The organism is Luteimonas campi (genome assembly GCF_051162505.1).
In the GTDB taxonomy this organism is placed as follows: Bacteria; Pseudomonadota; Gammaproteobacteria; order Xanthomonadales; family Xanthomonadaceae; genus Luteimonas.
In genome coordinates, this window is the sequence record NZ_JBNWEM010000001.1 from 859,172 (window position 1) to 876,152 (window position 16,981).

A 16,981-nucleotide genomic window follows, 5' to 3' on the forward strand; every position below is an offset into this window, starting at 1 on the left:
CGCTTGCTGACGGGGATGAGCGCCCGGGGCCGCCCCTGCGGATCGATGTGCCCGCTCCTACGTCGCATATGCGACCGCGCCTGCCGTGGTGGCGGCCGCGATCGCCAGCCGCATCGGCAACCCGGTCATGGGTCCCGCGCCTCGTCCGGGCATAGCAAGGACCGCACTGCCGCCGGGCCTGCTGGCGGACCGATCGCGGGCCAAAAAAAACCCCGCATTTCTGCGGGGTTTTTCGTATCGAATGGCGGAGCGGACGGGACTCGAACCCGCGACCTCCGGCGTGACAGGCCAGCATTCTAACCAGCTGAACTACCGCTCCGCGCTTTGATCCTTGAAACCTTCCCCGCGGTCAGCGCCCCGTTGCCTGGTGGGTGCTGAGGGTTTCGAACCCCCGACCCTCTCCGTGTAAAGGAGACGCTCTACCGCTGAGCTAAGCACCCTTGGGACTAGCGTGACCCGGGGAACTCAGGAGCCGCTCAGTTTACGGCATCCTTCAGCGCTTTGCCAGCCTTGAATGCAGGATTGTTGGAAGCCGGGATTTCGATCGGCTCCTTGGTACGCGGATTCAGACCGGTACGCGCCGCCCGGGCCTTGACCGAGAAGGAACCGAAGCCAACCAGGTTGACGGCATCGCCGCGCTTGAGCGCCGCGGTCACCGCTTCGAGCACCGCGTCGAGCGCGCGCCCCGCGTCGGCCTTGGACAGCCCCGCCTTGTCGGCGACCTGGTCGATCAATTCACTCTTGTTCACTGGCATGTTGGACACTCCGTTGCGGACCGCAGCCCGCCTTGCTGGGGACCAGGTCTGTCGACGGGGGATCCCGCGACGCCGCCTGGCCATGAGGATGTTTGACGAATCCGCCGCATTTTACGCGGTGGCGCTGCCGAATACGACAGCGGAGCCTGACCGGAGTAGACCGCGCATGTCCGGATCGAAGTTCGTGAACCCCGCGTGAAGTCCACGGCGTGCTGCCGCGGACATCCAGTGCGTTCCAGCCACGAAGACCTCACTCCCTCCATCAGGCCCGATGCGCGAAGCGTTTCGTCAGTGCTTCACGCTCGCGCGCGACGGCTTTTCCTTGCGGCGCCTCACGACCGCGCTGCGCGCGGGCGCAGGCGTGCTTGCGAGCTGCGCTTGCGCTCCGGCCAGCGGGCGCTCGAGCGCCAGGTCCAGCACCTCGTCGATCCACTTCACCGGCACGATCTTCAAATGGTCGGTCACGTTGGCCGGGATGTCGGCCAGGTCCTTGCGGTTTTCCTCGGGGATCACCACGGTCGTGATGCCGCCGCGCAATGCCGCGAGCAGCTTTTCCTTGAGCCCGCCGATCGCCGTCACCTTGCCGCGCAGGGTGATCTCGCCGGTCATCGCCACTTCGGCACGCACCGGAATCCGGGTCAGCGTCGACACCAGCGCGGTCGTCATCGCGATGCCGGCACTCGGCCCGTCCTTCGGGGTCGCGCCGTCGGGCACGTGCACGTGCACGTCCTGCTTCTGCAGGAAATCCACGTCGATCCCGAGGCGCTCGGTGCGCGCACGCACCACGCTCAGCGCAGCAGAGGCGGACTCTTTCATCACGTCGCCCAGCTGCCCGGTGAGGATCAGGTTGCCCTTGCCCGGCACCAGGGTGGATTCGATCTGCAACAGGTCGCCACCGACTTCAGTCCAGGCCAGGCCCGTCACCATGCCGATCTCGTTGTCCTGCTCGGCGCGGCCGAAGTCGAAGCGGCGCACGCCGAGGTAGCCGTCGAGATTGTCGGCAGCGACCTTGACCGCCTTGACCTTGCCCTTCTTCGGGCCGGCCAGCGCGATCTGCTTGACCACCTTGCGGCAGATCTTGGCGATCTCGCGCTCGAGGTTGCGCACGCCAGATTCGCGCGTGTAATAGCGCACGATGTCCTGGATGGCATCCGTCGCGATCGCGATCTCCTCGGGCTTGAGGCCATTGGCCTTCATCTGCTTGGGCACGAGGTAGCGCGTGGCGATGCTGATCTTCTCTTCCTCGGTGTAGCCGGGGATGCGGATCACCTCCATGCGGTCCAGCAGCGGCCCGGGGATGTTGAGCGAGTTGGAGGTGGCGATGAACATCACCTCCGACAGGTCGAGGTCGACCTCCAGGTAGTGGTCGTTGAACGTGTGGTTCTGCTCGGGATCGAGCACCTCGAGCAGGGCCGAAGACGGATCGCCGCGGAAGTCCATCGACATCTTGTCGATCTCGTCGAGCACGAACAGCGGGTTCTTCGCCCCGGCCTTGTTGAGGTTCTGCACGATGCGGCCCGGCATCGAGCCCACATAGGTGCGGCGGTGGCCCCGGATCTCCGCCTCGTCGCGCACGCCGCCCAGCGCCATGCGCACGAACTTGCGGTTCGTCGCCTTGGCGATGGACTGTCCGAGCGAGGTCTTGCCCACGCCGGGCGGGCCGACCAGGCACAGGATCGGGCCCTTCATCTTCTGCACCCGCCCCTGCACCGCCAGGTATTCGAGGATCCGTTCCTTGACCTTCTCCAGGCCGTAGTGGTCGGCGTCCAGCGTATCCTGCGCGGCCTTGAGGTCCTTGCGCACCTTGCTGCGCTTCTTCCAGGGCACGCCCAGCAACCAGTCGAGGTAGTTGCGCACCACCGCCGCCTCGGCCGACATCGGCGACATCTGCTTGAGCTTGTTGAACTCGTTCCTGGCCTTGGTTTCGACCGCCTTGGGCATGCCTGCCGCGGCGATCTTGCGCGCGATCTCGTCCAGGTCGTTGGGCGCGTCGTCGATCTCGCCCAGCTCCTTCTGGATCGCCTTCATCTGTTCGTTGAGGTAGTACTCGCGCTGCGACTTCTCCATCTGCGACTTCACCCGGCCGCGGATGCGCTTTTCCATCTGCTGCACGTCGATCTCGCCGTCGACCAGGCCCACCAGCAGCTCCAGGCGTTCGGCGGTGTCGACGCTCTCCAGCAGCCGCTGCTTCTCCGCCAGGCGAACGCCCAGGTGCGCGGCGACGATGTCGGCCAGACGCCCCGGTTCGTCGATGCCGGCCAGGGTCTGCATCAGTTCCGGCGGCAGCTTGCGGTTGGTCTTGACGTACTGCTCGAACAGCGAGACCAGCGACCGCGCGATCGCCTCGACCTCGCGCGCGTCGCGGCTCTCGATCGGCTCGATCACCTTGCCCACGCCGGCCAGCGTGCCGTCGACTTCGCGCACTTGGCCCACCGACACGCGCGAGACGCCCTCGACCAGCACCTTGATCGTGCCATCGGGCAGCTTGAGCAACTGCAGCACCTGGGCCAGGGTTCCGATCGAATGCAGGTCATCGGCTTCCGGATCGTCGGTTTCGGCCGACTTCTGCGCGACCAGCAGGATGCGCTTGTCGCCTTCCATCGCGATGTCGAGCGCCCGGATCGACTTGTCGCGGCCGACGAACAGCGGGATCACCATGTGCGGGAAGACCACCACGTCGCGCAGGGGCAGGACGGGCAGTTCCAGCGATTCGCTACGGGGTCGATCGGTCATTGCGGGTTCCAGAGGAGACGACGGGACGGCGGACGCCGGGCGCGGCGTGCGCCCATCGTGGGTTTATGGGGCTCCGCGGGGAGCGATGCAAGCACCGCGCGCAAACGATGCGTCCCGCGCGCAGGCAGGCGCCCCTGCATCTCGGCGGCGTTGGACGATCGGGGCCGGGAGGCCTGTCGAAAGCGGCGGGCGAGCGGCCGCGGCCTCGGGCGGGCCCGGGGCCCGGGCTGGCATCCGCCGCCAACGAGCGCCGGCGGTTGACGGCGCCTGGGCGGGCCGTGCGCGGCGGCGCCGGCCCAGGCCTGGAACCTACTCGGCCGAGGCGACCTTCTGCGGGGCCGGCGGGGTCTGGTAGATCAGATAGGGCTCGGACTTGTGCTCGATCACCGACTCGTCGACCACCACCTTGCTGACGTTCTCCAGCGAAGGCAGCTCGTACATCGTATCGAGCAGCACCGACTCGACGATGGTGCGCAGGCCGCGCGCGCCGGTCTTGCGCTTGATCGCCTTCTTCGCGATCGCGCTCAGGGCATCCTGGCGGAATTCCAGCTCCACGCCTTCCATCTCGAACAGCTTGCGGAACTGCTTGCTGATCGCGTTCTTCGGCTCGGTGAGGATCTTGATCAGCGCCGCCTCGTCGAGTTCCTCGAGCGTGGCGACCACCGGCAGGCGGCCGACGAACTCGGGGATCAGGCCGAACTTGATCAGGTCCTCGGGCTCGACGTCGGCCAGCACCTTGCCGGTGTCGGTCTTGCGCTCGGAACTCTTGAGCTTGGCGCCGAAGCCGATGCCGCCGGCCTCGGTGCTGCGCTGCTGGATGATCTTGTCCAGGCCTGCGAACGCGCCGCCGACGATGAACAGGATGTTCTTGGTCTCGACCTGCAGGAATTCCTGCTGCGGATGCTTGCGCCCGCCCTGGGGCGGCACGCTGGCGGTGGTGCCTTCGATCAGCTTGAGCAGCGCCTGCTGCACGCCCTCGCCGGACACGTCGCGGGTGATCGACGGGTTCTCGCTCTTGCGCGAGATCTTGTCGATCTCGTCGATGTAGACGATGCCCTGCTGCGCCTTCTCGACGTCGTAATCGCACTTCTGCAGCAGCTTCTGGATGATGTTCTCGACATCCTCGCCCACGTAACCGGCTTCGGTCAGCGTGGTGGCATCGGCGATCGTGAACGGCACGTTGAGCAGGCGCGCCAGGGTCTCGGCCAGCAGGGTCTTACCCGAACCGGTCGGCCCGACCAGCAGGATGTTCGACTTCGCCAGTTCGACGTCGTCGTTCTTCTGCCGGCTCTCGATGCGCTTGTAATGGTTGTAGACCGCGACGGCGAGCGTGCGCTTGGCGCGGTTCTGCCCGATCACGTACTGGTCGAGAACCTCGAGGATTTCCTTCGGCTTGGGCAGCGAGCTGCGCGCCGACTGGGCCTTCTCCTCGAGCTCCTCGCGGATGATGTCGTTGCACAGCTCGACGCATTCGTCGCAGATGTACACGCTCGGACCCGCGATCAGCTTGCGCACCTCATGCTGGCTCTTTCCACAGAAGGAGCAGTAGAGGATCTTGCTGCTGTCGCCGGAGCGGCCCTGACGGTCTTCGGTCATGAATGGATCTGTCTTGCTGGTGCGGTCACGGTTCGAGAATAGCACAGCGCCCGGCGGCGCAAGGACAGCGCCACCGGAACACCGTTTTCGTTTTCAGTCAATTACTTAGGCCGGCTGAATCGACTCTTCCGGGCGCCGTTCGAGCACCTGGTCGACCAGTCCGTATTCGCGGGCGGACTCGGCGCTCTTGAAGTTGTCGCGCTCGGTGTCGCTGGCGATGGTCTCGATCGACTGGCCGGTGTGGCGGGCCAGGATCTCGTTCAGCCGCTGCTTCATCGACAGGATCTCGCGGGCGTGGATATCGATGTCGGTCGCCTGGCCCTGGAAGCCGCCCAGCGGCTGGTGGATCATCACCCGCGAATTGGGCAGCGCATAGCGCTTGCCGGCCGCGCCGGAAGCGAGCAGCAGGGCGCCCATGCTGGCCGCCTGGCCGACGCAGATCGTGCTCACGTCCGGCTTGATGAACTGCATGGTGTCGTAGATCGCCATGCCCGCGGTGACGATGCCGCCCGGAGAGTTGATGTAGAGGTTGATGTCCTTCTCGGGGTTCTCGGCCTCGAGGAACAGCAACTGGGCGACGATCACGTTCGCCATGTAGTCGTCGATCGGCCCCACCAGGAAGATCACCCGCTCCTTCAGCAGCCGCGAGTAGATGTCGTAGGCGCGCTCGCCGCGACTGGTCTGCTCGACCACCATCGGAACGAGGTTCAGGGCCTTGGTCTCGTAGCTGCTCATGGATCGTGTTCTCGCTTGCGGGGTCGTGGGCCGGGCCTGCGGCCCGGGCCCGGGAGTTTCGCCGCGGCCTGCGCCGGGCGGAACCCGGCTTACGGCGTGATGGCTTCCTGGAACGTCAACTGCTGCTCGGTGTGCTGGGCGCGCTCGGCGATCCAGTCGATCACCTGCTCCTCCATCACCCGGTTCTGCAGTCCCGACATCAACTGGGGATCGTTGCGGTACAAGTCAATGACCTGCTGCGGCTCCTCGTAGGTCGAGGCGATCAGGCGCAGGTGCTCGTTCAGGCGCTTGGGGTCCAGACGCAGCGTATTGCGACGCGCGACTTCGCCCACCAGCAGCCCGACCAGCACGCGCTTGCGCGCCGCGTCCATGAAACCCTCGTGCGCGTCCGCCGGCACCTGGCCCGGGTCGCGGCCGCTGCGACGCACCTGCTCCACCTGCTGCGCCAGCATCGAGCGGGCCTCCGCCTCGACCAGCCGCGGGGGGAGTTCGACCTGCGCGTAGGCGGTGACCAGCTGCTCGCCTACCTCGCGGCGCAGCCGGTTCATCAGCGCGCCCTTGAGTTCGCGCTCCAGATTGGTGCGGATATCGCTACGGAACTGCTCCAGCTGGCCGCTCTTCACGCCGAAGCTCTTGATGAAGGCGCCATCCACCTCGGGCAGCTGCTGTTCGGACACCTGGATCGTCTTGAGGTAGACGCTGCCGGACCTGCCCGCCAGCGCGGGGACGCGCCAGTCGGCGGGGAAGGCCACGTCGACCGTCTTCTCCTCGCCCGCGGCCATGCCTGCAAGCGCATCCTCGACGTCCTTGAACATGCCGCCGGAGCCGATGACGGTGACCCCGCGTTCCACGCCTTCGGGGGGGAGGCGCTCCTCGCCCGCCTGCGACCAGGTCTCGACCTCCACCGCGTCGCCCGCCTGCGCCGGACGCGTGACCACGCTCCAGCTGCGGCGCTGCTGGCGCAGGTTCTCGATCATGCGGTCGATGTCCTCTTCGGTCACCTCCGCGGTGTGGCGCACGACGCTGAGCTTGGAGACGTCGATCTCGCCGAAATCCGGCACCACCTCGAACGTGGCGACATAGGCCAGTTCGCCTTCGGCGGTGTCCTGGCTGGGTTCGATCTTGGGCTGGCCGGCCAGTCGCAGCTCGTTGTCGCGCACGGCCTCGTCGAAGCCCTCGCGCAGCAGCCCGTCGAGCACCTCGGCACGCACCTGCTCGCCATAGCGCTGCTCGATCACCTTCGCCGGCACCTTGCCCGGACGGAAGCCCTTGATGCGGGCCGTGCGCGCGATCTCGCGCAGGCGTCCGCCGACCTGGGTTTCCAGCCGCTCGGACGGCAGGCGGAAGGTCAGGCGGCGCTCGAGGCTGCCCAGGGTTTCGACCGACACTTGCATTGACTCACTCCTGCCGCGCGGCCATCGCCGCCGCTGTTTGGATCGGATAAGGGGCCGGGAGCCCTGGCCTGCCGGGGCAGGCCGGCGGCGGCCGGCGGAACGGGATATTTTGGCGGAATCGCGGGTTCGCCGCCAGAGTCTGCGTTCAATTGATCAGCCCGCGCCCGGCCGTCACCCCCCGCCCCTTCGCCGGCGAAGAGAAGCGGGTCCATTGCGACCGGCGGGGCTCGACCGACGGACACCGCCGCCGCAGGGCATTTTCCTGCTGCCAGGCCGGCGGACCGGCAGCTGCCCGCAGCCGTGGCGTCGAGCGTCTCCCGATACCCGGCCATCGGCCCGATTGCGCTCGCAGCGGGAGCGCAACGACCAGGCACCCGCCGCAAGAAGCCGGAGAGGCGGCGGGCATTCCCCTCGCAAGCGCTCGCGACACGTCGATGCTGCCGTTCGCGGCCGGCGGGCTGGTGCGAAAGGGGGGACTCGAACCCCCACGCCTTGCGGCACTGGAACCTAAATCCAGGGCGTCTACCAATTCCGCCACTTTCGCGCTGGACGCATTCTAAAGCCGCTTCTCGCCGGCCTGCGCACCGGCGACAGAAACGAAAACGCCCGGCCGAAGCCGGGCGATCCGTCGAATGGTGGGCCGTCAAGGATTCGAACCTTGGACCTATTGATTAAGAGTCAACTGCTCTACCAACTGAGCTAACGGCCCCGAAAGCGGGCGCATAGTGTAGCAGATGCGCGCCGTGCGGCAATCCCTCTGCCGCGATCACGAGAATTGGGGTGGCTGAGGGGACTCGAACCCCCGACATCTGGAATCACAATCCAGGACTCTAACCAACTGAGCTACAGCCACCACTGGAACCTGTACAGGATACCCGAGCACGACCCGGATTCCCTATTGCGTAGCGGACAGATCGCAGCAACTGCCGACATCCCCGCCCCGCCCTGCCTCAACAACCGGATACCCGACATCGGACCCGAGGTCCGTATGGCGCGCCCGGCAGGACTCGAACCTGCAACCACCGGCTTAGAAGGCCGGTGCTCTATCCGGTTGAGCTACGGGCGCATGTGCGCATGATAGCGGCCCCGGGCGGTCCGGTTGGTCGGGGTAGAGGGATTCGAACCCCCGACATCCTGCTCCCAAAGCAGGCGCGCTACCAGACTGCGCTATACCCCGGCCGGTGACGGGCGGTCGATCCGATCCCCACCGGGCGAACCCGGAGGAGCCGGCCATTGTCCGGAGCGCGCCTGCCGGTGTCAACGCAGCCCCTCCCTGCGCGGTGCGTACACGGCCGCTACGTGTATCCTGAACGCCGGCTCCAGACAGCGGACATCGCATCCATGCGCAGCGGCAATCCGGTACTCAAAGACTCGACCTTCCTCGACCTCGGCAGCGGCACCGTCGTGTCGCGCGACAGCGGCGCGATGAGCCTCAACGGCACGGTCAACAAGACCGGCTTCCTGCTGCTGCTGACCGTGCTGACCGCCGCCTTCGCCTGGAACCAGGCACTGGGTCCGGACGGCACCCCGGCGCCGGGCTTCGGCGTCTACGTCTGGGGCGGCGCCATCGGCGGCCTGGTGATCGCGGTCGTCACCGCGTTCAAGAAGGAATGGTCGCCGGTCACCGCGCCGCTGTACGCGCTGGTGGAGGGCTTCTTCCTAGGCGCCATTTCCGCGCTCTACAACCACATGTACGAAGGCATCGTCATGCAGGCGGTGATGCTGACCTTCGGCACGCTGTTCGCGCTGCTGTTCGCCTACCGCAGCGGCCTGATCCGCGCCACCGAAAACTTCAAGCTGGGCGTAGTCGCCGCCACCGGCGGCATCGCCCTGGTGTACCTGGCGACGATCGTGCTGCGGATGTTCGGCAAGGACATCCCGATGATCCACGAGAGCGGCATCGTCGGCATCGGTTTCAGCCTGTTCGTGATCGTGATCGCGGCGCTGAACCTGGTGCTCGATTTCGATTTCATCGAAAGCGGCGTCGAGCAGGGTGCGCCCAAGTACATGGAGTGGTACGGCGCGTTCGGCCTGATGGTCACCCTGGTGTGGCTGTACGTCGAGTTCCTGCGCCTGCTGGCCAAGCTGCAGTCGCGCGACTGACGCGGCGACGGCGGATGGAAAAGGCGCCCCCGGGCGCCTTTTTCGTATCTCCTGCCTACCGGGCGGGCGGGGCATCGGCGGGATGCGCGCCGCGCTCCCCGTCGGAGCGCCCCGGCCAGGCCATGAAGCCGATCGCCACCAGCGCCAGCAGCCAGCAGTACCAGACGCTGCCTGCCAGGGCGAACGGCGAAACCGCCGCCAGCGACGCCGCCAGCAGCAGTTGCGCGCCGTAAGGCAGCAGCCCCTGCGGCACGCAGGCGAAGATGTCGAGCACGCTGGCGGCCCGCCGCGGGCTGATCCCATGTTGCTCGGCGATGTCGCGCGCGACGCTGCCGCCGACCAGGATCGCGACCGTGTTGTTGGCGGTGAAAACATCCGCCGTGGTCGCGAGAGCCGCGATGCTGAACTCGCCGGTGCGGCGACCGCGATGGCCGCGCGCGAAGCGCGAGATCACCTGCGCCAGCCAGGCCAGCCCACCGCTCGCCTTCATCAGGCCCGCCAGCCCACCGATCAGCAGCGACAGCAGCAGGATCTCCACCATGCCCTCGAACCCGGTCCAGATGTCGCTGGCGTATTGCTGCAGGTCGTAGCCGTCGACCAGCAGCAGGCCGAAGCCGCCGGCCAGCGCGAGTCCGAACCCCAGCACCAGCAGTACGTCCAGCCCGGCCAGCGCCAGCACCAGCACCAGCAGGTAGGGCAACGCCAGCCAGGCGGGTGCGGATTCGTCAGCCTGGACGGGCGCGGAGTCGCCGGCAAACCCGAGCAGCGCCATCGTCAGAAGCGCGGCCGGCAGGGCGATCTTGAAGTTCTCGCGGAACTTGTCGCGCATCTGCGCGCCCTGGGTGCGGGTCGCCGCGATGGTGGTATCGGAAATCACCGAGAGGTTGTCGCCGAACATCGCGCCGCCGACCACCGCACCGGCCACCAGCACGCGGTCCAGCCCGGACGCATCGGCCACGCCGACCGCGATCGGCACCACCGCGGCGATGGTGCCCATCGAGGTGCCGATGGCCAGCGACACCGCGCAGGCGATCAGGAACAGGCCCGGCAGCAGCAGCGCCGGATGCAGCGCACCGATGCCCAGCGACACCACCGCATCCACCGCGCCGATCGCCTTGGACACATAGGCGAATGCACCGGCGAGCAGGAAGATCAGGCACATCAGCACGATGTTGGGATCGCCCATGCCCTGCAGCAGGGTCTCGCCCGGGCGGATGCCGCGGCGCCAGGCGATCAGCGCCGCCAGCGCCAATGCGGGCAGGATCGCCACCGGTGCGCGCAGCTGGTAGAAACCCATCGGTTCGCCCTGCAGCGAGTAGTACAGGCCCGCGCCGAAGAAGATCGCCAGGAACAGCATTAGGGGAGTCAGCGCGAGCGCGCTGGGGCGGGTGGTCATCGCGGCAGCCGGCGGAAAACGCCGATTGTGCGATGTTTCGGGGGACCTGCGTGACCCGCCACCGCAGGACACTGCATCCGCCTGCGCCAGGGATCCTGGGAGCGACCTGCCGGCGCGTCGGCGCAGCCGGACCCCGTCCTGCGCCACGCGCGCCCGTAGAAACGGAAAGGGGCGCCGCGGCGCCCCTTCCCTGCTGCACGCGCTTGCCCGTTCAGATCCGGGTCGCGATCGCCTTGGCGAACGACATGGTGTTGCCGCTGCCACCCAGGTCGGGCGTGAGGTTGTCCTTCGCTTCCAGCGTGGCGACCACGGCGTTGCGCAGGCGGGTGGCGTCGTCCGGCTTGCCGAGGTGGTCGAGCATCTGCGCCGCGCCCAGCAGCAGGGCGCAGGGATTGGCCTTGCCCTGGCCGGCGATGTCGGGCGCGGTGCCGTGCACGGCCTCGAAGATCGCCGCGTCCTTGCCGATGTTCGCGCCCGGGGCCAGGCCCAGGCCGCCCACCAGGCCGGCGCAGAGGTCGGAGATGATGTCGCCGAACAGGTTGGTGGTGACGATGATGTCGAACTGCTCGGGGCGCATCACCAGCTGCATGCAGGTGTTGTCGACGATCATCTCGTTGCATTCGATCTGCGGATACTGCGCCGCGATCTCGCGCGCCACCTTCAGGAACAGGCCCGAGGTGCTCTTGAGGATATTGGCCTTGTGCACCACGGTGACCTTCTTGCGGCCGGTGTTCTGGGCCAGCTCGAAGGCGTAGCGGACGATGCGTTCGGAGCCCTTGCGGGTGATCTTCTGCATCAACGTCGCGGTCTCGCCATCCTCGGTGATCGACTGGCCTTCGCCGATGTAGGCGCCCTCGGTGTTCTCGCGAACGGTGATCAGGTCCACGCCGGTCGGGAACCGCGATTTCGTGTTCGGGAACGACTTGGCCGGGCGCACGTTGGCGTAGAGGTCGAATCGCTTGCGCAGCTCGACGTTGATCGAGGAAAAGCCCTCGCCGACCGGCGTGGTCAGCGGGCTCTTGAGCGCGATCCGGTTGCGGCGGATCGAGTCCATCGTCGCCTGCGGCAGCAGTTCCCCGTGCTTCTCCAGCGCCACCAGGCCGGCGTCGGCGTCCTCGTAGCGCAGGCCGACGTTCATGGCGTCGAGCACGTGCAGGGTGGCGTCCATGATCTCCGGGCCGATGCCGTCGCCGCGGATGACCGTGATTGTCTGGGTCATGTGGGGATATCCATGCGAAAGACGCCGCGCGGAAGGCGCAGCGTGGAAAATGGTTCAATATGAAATTATGCCCGAAAGCCGGGCCCCGACCCAACTCGACCAAAGTCGCGCGGCCCGGTCGTCACTCCTGGCGATGGTCGTGCGGGGCCGGCGCGTCTGCCCCGCCCTGTTCCAGACGGTCGAGAAAATCCACCGCCCGGCGCAGGTGTGGGATGACGATGCTGCCACCCACCACCAGGCCGACCGAAAAGGTTTCGAACAGTTCGTCCCGGGTGGCGCCGGCTTCCCGGCACTGGGCCACGTGGTAGCTGATGCAGTCGTCGCAACGCAGCACCAGCGAGGCGACCAGCCCCAGCAACTCCTTGGTCTTCACGTCGAGCGCGCCGGCCTGGTAGGTCTGGGTATCCAGCGCGAAGAAGCGGCGGATCACCTGGTTGGGCTCGGCGAGAATGCGTTCGTTCATGCGCTGGCGGAACGCGGTGAACTCCCCGATCCGGTCTGACTCGCTCATTGCCCTGTTCCCGATGTTCGCCAAATGGAAGTGCTGTGCGGCCGGGTCCGCGCGGGCGGGCGCAGCCCGCGGCGGCCGGAACGGCCTCGCGTGGAGCCCGGCTCAGTTGCCGAGCAGGGGATCGAGGCGGCCTGCGCGGTGCAGCGCCATCATGTCGTCGTAACCGCCCACATGGACCTCGCCGATGAAGATCTGCGGCACCGAGGTCCGGCGCGTGCGCGCGACCATGCGCTCGCGCTCGGCAGGATCGAGATCGATGCGCACCTCTTCCCACTGCAGGCCACGGCTGCGCAGGAAGTTCTTGGCGGCAACGCAATAGCCGCAGATCGCACTGGTGTACATCGTGATCGGCGGATGAGCGGGTGCCGGCGCGGAATCGTCAGCCATGGCAGGGAACCTGTCTTGCGGGGATGGGTCGAATGGTGGGCGTCGGCGCGACGCTTTTCCACCCTCGCCGGCAGAACGCACCGAACGATTAACATCGGATTCACTCCCCGCGCGCGCGGCCCCGGCATGCTTGGGCGGGCGCCGCCCGCCCCGCCCTGTCGCCCCGGACCGCCATGCGCCACCGCCTTGCCCGCCTCCACACGCTGCTGATCACCGCACTCCTGGTACTGGTGGCGGGCGCCGGCGCGCAGGCGCAGGAAAATCGCCTGCCCGACATCGGCTCATCCGCCGGCAGCGTGCTCGGCCCGGTGCAGCAGGCCGAGTACGGCCGGATGATGCTGGCCCAGCTCCGCCACTACGGTTACGTGCTGGAGGATCCGCTCACCGAGGCCTGGCTGCAGTCCACCGGCAACCGGCTGGGCGCGGTCAGCGACGATCCCGAGCAGCGCTTCACCTTCTTCATGATGAAGGACCGCAGCATCAACGCCTTCGCCACGCTGGGCGGCTACATCGGGATGAACGCCGGCCTTGTGCTGGCGGCCGAGCAGGAAGACGAGGTGGCCGCGGTGCTGGGCCACGAGATCGCCCACGTCACCCAGGCGCACGTGCTGCGCAGCGTGGAGCGGGCGCAGCGCGACAGCATCCCGATCCTGCTGGCCATGCTGGGCGCGATCGCGGTCGCGCAGTCGGCCGGCGGCAATTCGTCCGACGACGCGGCGATGGCGGCGATCGCCAGCGCGCAGGGCCTGGCCGCCCAGCGCCAGATCAACTACACCCGCTCCAACGAATCGGAAGCCGACCGCATCGGCATCCGCACCCTGGCGCGCGGCGGCTACGAACCCGCAGCCATGGCCAGCATGTTCGAGCGCATGCAGGCGGTGTCGCGCACCAACCAGGGCGGCGAACGCGAGCGCCTGCCCGACTACCTCAAGACCCACCCAGTCACGACCACCCGCATCAGCGAGGCCAAGGACCGGGCCGAACGGCTGGGCACGCGGACCGTGACCGGCTCGGTGTCGACGCCGGACGCGACGCGCACGGAGCGGGTGCGGATCGACGACGTGACCGTGCCGGACAGCCTGCGCGTGAGCGACAACCCCTTGCTGCCCTCGACCCTCGCCCTGACCGGTGGATTCGATGCCGGGGACAGCCGCGAGTTCGGCTGGGTGCGCGAACGCCTGCGCGTGCTCAGCGCCAACACCCCCGATGCGGCGGTGCGCGAATACGAACAGATGGCCCGCGCCACCCCGCTCGACGATGCGCAGCGCTACGGCCTGGCGGTGGCGCAGTTGCGCGCCGGCCGTGGCAGTCAGGCGGCCGCGGGACTGGCGGAACTGCTCGAGCGCCACCCCGGGGACCTGTGGCTCACCCTGGCCCTGGCCGAAGCCGAGGCCCACGCCGGGCGCGCCGCCGACGCCGACCGGCGTTTCGAGGGGCTGCTGGAGCGGATGCCGCGAAACCCCGCGGTGGCGCTGACCTATGCCGACGTGCTGGTGGCGCGCAATACGCCCGAGGCCGGGCGGCGGGCCCAGGCCGTGCTGCGTCCGTTGCTCAACGCCAGCAGCGACGACCCGGCCTTCCAGCGCACCTTCGCCCGCGCCAGCGAAATCGCCGGCGACCCGGTTCGCGCCGGCGAATCCTGGGCCGAGGCGGCCTTCCTCAGCGGCCGCGAGGAGCAGGCCCTGATCCAGCTGACCACGCTGCGCCGGCGCGACGACCTGGATTACTACGCGCGGGCGCGGATCGACGCCCGGATCGCGCGGATCACGCCGGTGGTGCTGGAACTGCGGCGCCAGGGCCTGCGCGACCCCGACCTGCGGCGGAACTGAGAAACGCCGCAGCCCGCGCCGGACGCAGTCATGATTGCGTCATAAAACTGTCGTCTAATGCCACGCATCGGCCATTGTGGCTGGCCTGGCAGGACCGGACGTGCAGAAACGCATCCTGATCGTCGACGATGAACCCGCGATCCGCGAAATGGTCGCCTTCGCCCTGCGCAAGGGCGATTTCGAGCCGGCCCATGCCGGCGACGCGCGCGAAGCGCAGTCGGCCATCGCCGACCGGGTGCCCGACCTGATCCTGCTCGACTGGATGCTGCCCGGCACCAGCGGCCTGGACCTGGCCCGACGCTGGCGCAAGGAGGCGCTGACCCGCGAGGTGCCGATCATCATGCTCACCGCCCGCGGCGAGGAGAACGACCGCGTCGGCGGCCTCGAGGCCGGCGTGGACGACTACGTGGTCAAGCCGTTTTCGGCGCGCGAACTGCTAGCGCGGATCCGCGCGGTGATGCGCCGCTCGCGCGAGGACGACGAGGACGGCAGCGTCCAGGTCGGCGGGCTGCGCATCGACGGTGCTGCGCACCGCGTGTTCGCCAATGACGCCCCGGTCAGCATCGGTCCCACCGAGTACCGCCTGCTGCATTTCTTCATGACACACCCCGAACGCGTCTACAGCCGTGCCCAGCTGCTGGACCATGTCTGGGGCGGCAGCGTGTACGTCGAAGAACGCACCGTCGACGTGCATATCCGCCGCCTGCGCAAGACGCTGGAGCCCTCGGGCTTCGACGGCATGGTGCAGACCGTGCGTGGCGCGGGCTACAGGTTCTCCGCCGCGGTCTGAGCGGCACGTGCAGGCGCACCGGCACCGGACGGCCGCGTCCGGAACCGGCACACTGGCCGTCCATGCTCTGAGCGCGCAGCCCCCCGCCCCCACCCCGGACCTCCAGACCCGCATGCTCCCCAGCGCCCGTACCGCGTGGATCCGCACACTCGCCCAGCTCGGCCTGGTGCTGGCGGCCGCGCTCGTGGTCGGGCTGCTGTCGGGGCGCACCGGGCTGGCGCTCGCGATCGCGATGCTGGCGGTGCTGTGCTGGCACTACTGGAGGCTGTGGCGGCTGCTGGAACGGCTGGGCTCCCGGCAGCGCCAGCCGGAAGCCTCCGGCAGTGGCGTCTGGAACGAACTGGATCGGCAGCTCCACGCCAGCCAGCAGGGCATGCGCGCGCGCAAGCGCCGCCTGGTCGCGATGCTGCGCGCCTATCGCGCGGTCGCCACCGCGCTGCCCGACGCCGTGGTCGTGGTCGAACGCAACAGCCAGCGCGTGCACTGGTTCAACGACGCCGCCACCCGCCTGCTCGGCCTGCGCTACCCGGCCGACATCGGCCAGCCGCTGGGCGAACGGCTGCAGCCGCTGCGGATCTCGCACTGGCTGGCATCCGGGCGCAATGCCGAACCCCTGCTCGACGTCCAGTCCCCGGTCGCATCCGAGGTCCGCCTGACCCTGCGCCTGATTCCCTACTCGGACGACCTGTGGCTGGTGGTCGCACGCGACGTGACCAAGATGATGCGGCTCGAGCAGGTGCGCCGCGACTTCGTCGCCAATGTCTCGCACGAGCTGCGCACACCACTGACCGTGGTGCACGGCTACCTGGACATGCTCGACCCGCAGGAGCATCCGGAATGGGCGCCGGTGCTGGGCGAGATGCAGCAGCAGTCGCAGCGCATGACCCAGTTGGTCGAGGACCTGCTCACTCTGTCGCGGCTGGAGGCGCAGGACGGCATCGAGAACGAGCCGGTGGCGATGGCCTCGGTGCTCGGCACGCTGCACCGCGAAGCCATGGCCCTCAGCCAGGGGCGCCACGTGGTGACCGTCGAGGACCGCGCGGGCGTGGATCTGGACGGCTCCATCCGCGAACTGCACAGTGCGTTCTCCAACCTGGTGAGCAACGCGGTGCGCTACACCCCGGCCGGCGGCACGATCGCCATCGAGTTCGCGCGCGAGGGCGACGGCGCGGTGCTGTCGGTGCGCGACAGCGGCTACGGCATACCCGCGTCGCACCTGCCGCGCCTCACCGAGCGCTTCTACCGGGTGTCGACCAGCCGCTCGCGCGGTTCCGGCGGCACTGGCCTCGGCCTGGCCATCGTCAAGCACGTGCTCAACCTGCACCAGGCGCGGCTGGAGATCGCCAGCGAAGTCGGACGCGGCAGCGTGTTCTCCTGCCACTTCGGCCCCGATCGCGTCCTCGCGCGCGAAAGCCACCATCCAGGAGTCGTTGCGTGAACCGATCCGACAAGGCGACGCCATCCAGGCCCCGCAAGCCCGCCGCCGGCGCGGCGCCGCTGCCGATCGAAGCGGCGACGCCCGATCCGTTGCGC

At 68.2% G+C, this 16,981-nt stretch carries 13 protein-coding genes and 7 tRNA genes; 4 read left to right on the forward strand and 16 right to left on the reverse strand.

The annotated features are described in order from the left end of the window. Positions 1 to 242 precede the first annotated feature (242 nt). The 12 genes from ACQYVW_RS03825 to ACQYVW_RS03880 form a co-directional block, all read right to left on the reverse strand. A tRNA-Asp gene (locus tag ACQYVW_RS03825) sits at positions 243 to 319 on the reverse strand. A 46-nt stretch (positions 320 to 365) separates the two neighbouring features. Further along, positions 366 to 440 (reverse strand) — tRNA-Val (locus ACQYVW_RS03830). A 36-nt stretch (positions 441 to 476) separates the two neighbouring features. Further along, on the reverse strand, positions 477 to 749 hold the full coding sequence (locus ACQYVW_RS03835; protein WP_492011943.1) for an HU family DNA-binding protein: 273 nt from the start codon (positions 747 to 749) through the stop codon (positions 477 to 479). A gap of 294 nt (positions 750 to 1,043) precedes the next feature. After that, positions 1,044 to 3,488 carry an endopeptidase La gene (gene lon / locus ACQYVW_RS03840; protein WP_434936106.1) on the reverse strand — a complete coding sequence of 815 codons (2,445 nt, stop codon included), beginning with the start codon at positions 3,486 to 3,488 and terminating at the stop codon, positions 1,044 to 1,046. Between the two features lie 309 nt (positions 3,489 to 3,797). Then, positions 3,798 to 5,084, reverse strand: coding sequence for an ATP-dependent Clp protease ATP-binding subunit ClpX (clpX, locus tag ACQYVW_RS03845; RefSeq protein ID WP_434934267.1), 1,287 nt, complete (start codon positions 5,082 to 5,084; stop codon positions 3,798 to 3,800). A 105-nt stretch (positions 5,085 to 5,189) separates the two neighbouring features. Further along, positions 5,190 to 5,819 carry an ATP-dependent Clp endopeptidase proteolytic subunit ClpP gene (gene clpP, locus ACQYVW_RS03850; protein ID WP_434946099.1) on the reverse strand — a complete coding sequence of 210 codons (630 nt, stop codon included), beginning with the start codon at positions 5,817 to 5,819 and terminating at the stop codon, positions 5,190 to 5,192. An 89-nt stretch (positions 5,820 to 5,908) separates the two neighbouring features. Then, positions 5,909 to 7,213: a trigger factor gene (tig, locus tag ACQYVW_RS03855; protein WP_434946100.1), complete on the reverse strand. Its 1,305-nt coding sequence runs from the start codon at positions 7,211 to 7,213 to the stop codon at positions 5,909 to 5,911. Positions 7,214 to 7,672: 459 nt separating this feature from the next. Beyond that, positions 7,673 to 7,757, reverse strand: a tRNA-Leu gene (locus tag ACQYVW_RS03860). An 89-nt stretch (positions 7,758 to 7,846) separates the two neighbouring features. After that, positions 7,847 to 7,922: transfer RNA gene (locus ACQYVW_RS03865), tRNA-Lys, on the reverse strand. A gap of 67 nt (positions 7,923 to 7,989) precedes the next feature. Then, positions 7,990 to 8,066: transfer RNA gene (locus ACQYVW_RS03870), tRNA-His, on the reverse strand. Positions 8,067 to 8,202: 136 nt separating this feature from the next. After that, a tRNA-Arg gene (locus ACQYVW_RS03875) sits at positions 8,203 to 8,279 on the reverse strand. Positions 8,280 to 8,313: 34 nt separating this feature from the next. Then, positions 8,314 to 8,390 (reverse strand) — tRNA-Pro (locus ACQYVW_RS03880). Positions 8,391 to 8,554: 164 nt separating this feature from the next. On the opposite strand from ACQYVW_RS03880, the gene ACQYVW_RS03885 reads away from it, so the two are divergent. Next, a complete protein-coding gene (locus ACQYVW_RS03885) occupies positions 8,555 to 9,316 on the forward strand; it encodes a Bax inhibitor-1/YccA family protein (protein ID WP_434934270.1) in 762 nt (253 codons plus the stop codon). A 55-nt stretch (positions 9,317 to 9,371) separates the two neighbouring features. Here ACQYVW_RS03885 and ACQYVW_RS03890 read toward each other — a convergent pair whose 3' ends face one another. The 4 genes from ACQYVW_RS03890 to grxC all read right to left on the reverse strand — a co-directional run bounded on the left by ACQYVW_RS03890 (position 9,372) and on the right by grxC (position 12,829). After that, on the reverse strand, positions 9,372 to 10,712 hold the full coding sequence (locus tag ACQYVW_RS03890) for a Na+/H+ antiporter NhaC family protein (RefSeq protein WP_434946101.1): 1,341 nt from the start codon (positions 10,710 to 10,712) through the stop codon (positions 9,372 to 9,374). A gap of 211 nt (positions 10,713 to 10,923) precedes the next feature. Next, complete coding sequence (locus ACQYVW_RS03895) at positions 10,924 to 11,931, reverse strand: isocitrate dehydrogenase (protein ID WP_434934272.1); 1,008 nt, start codon at positions 11,929 to 11,931, stop codon at positions 10,924 to 10,926. Between the two features lie 121 nt (positions 11,932 to 12,052). Next, a complete protein-coding gene (locus ACQYVW_RS03900) occupies positions 12,053 to 12,442 on the reverse strand; it encodes a carboxymuconolactone decarboxylase family protein (RefSeq protein WP_434934273.1) in 390 nt (129 codons plus the stop codon). Positions 12,443 to 12,544: 102 nt separating this feature from the next. Next, complete coding sequence (gene grxC, locus ACQYVW_RS03905) at positions 12,545 to 12,829, reverse strand: glutaredoxin 3 (RefSeq protein WP_434934274.1); 285 nt, start codon at positions 12,827 to 12,829, stop codon at positions 12,545 to 12,547. A 173-nt stretch (positions 12,830 to 13,002) separates the two neighbouring features. On the opposite strand from grxC, the gene ACQYVW_RS03910 reads away from it, so the two are divergent. From ACQYVW_RS03910 to phoR, 3 genes are all read left to right on the forward strand, one after another. Then, on the forward strand, positions 13,003 to 14,658 hold the full coding sequence (locus ACQYVW_RS03910; protein WP_434946102.1) for a M48 family metalloprotease: 1,656 nt from the start codon (positions 13,003 to 13,005) through the stop codon (positions 14,656 to 14,658). A 100-nt stretch (positions 14,659 to 14,758) separates the two neighbouring features. Then, complete coding sequence (gene phoB, locus ACQYVW_RS03915; protein ID WP_434934276.1) at positions 14,759 to 15,448, forward strand: phosphate regulon transcriptional regulator PhoB; 690 nt, start codon at positions 14,759 to 14,761, stop codon at positions 15,446 to 15,448. A gap of 112 nt (positions 15,449 to 15,560) precedes the next feature. Next, on the forward strand, positions 15,561 to 16,886 hold the full coding sequence (gene phoR / locus ACQYVW_RS03920) for a phosphate regulon sensor histidine kinase PhoR (RefSeq protein ID WP_434946103.1): 1,326 nt from the start codon (positions 15,561 to 15,563) through the stop codon (positions 16,884 to 16,886). Positions 16,887 to 16,981: the final 95 nt, after the last annotated feature.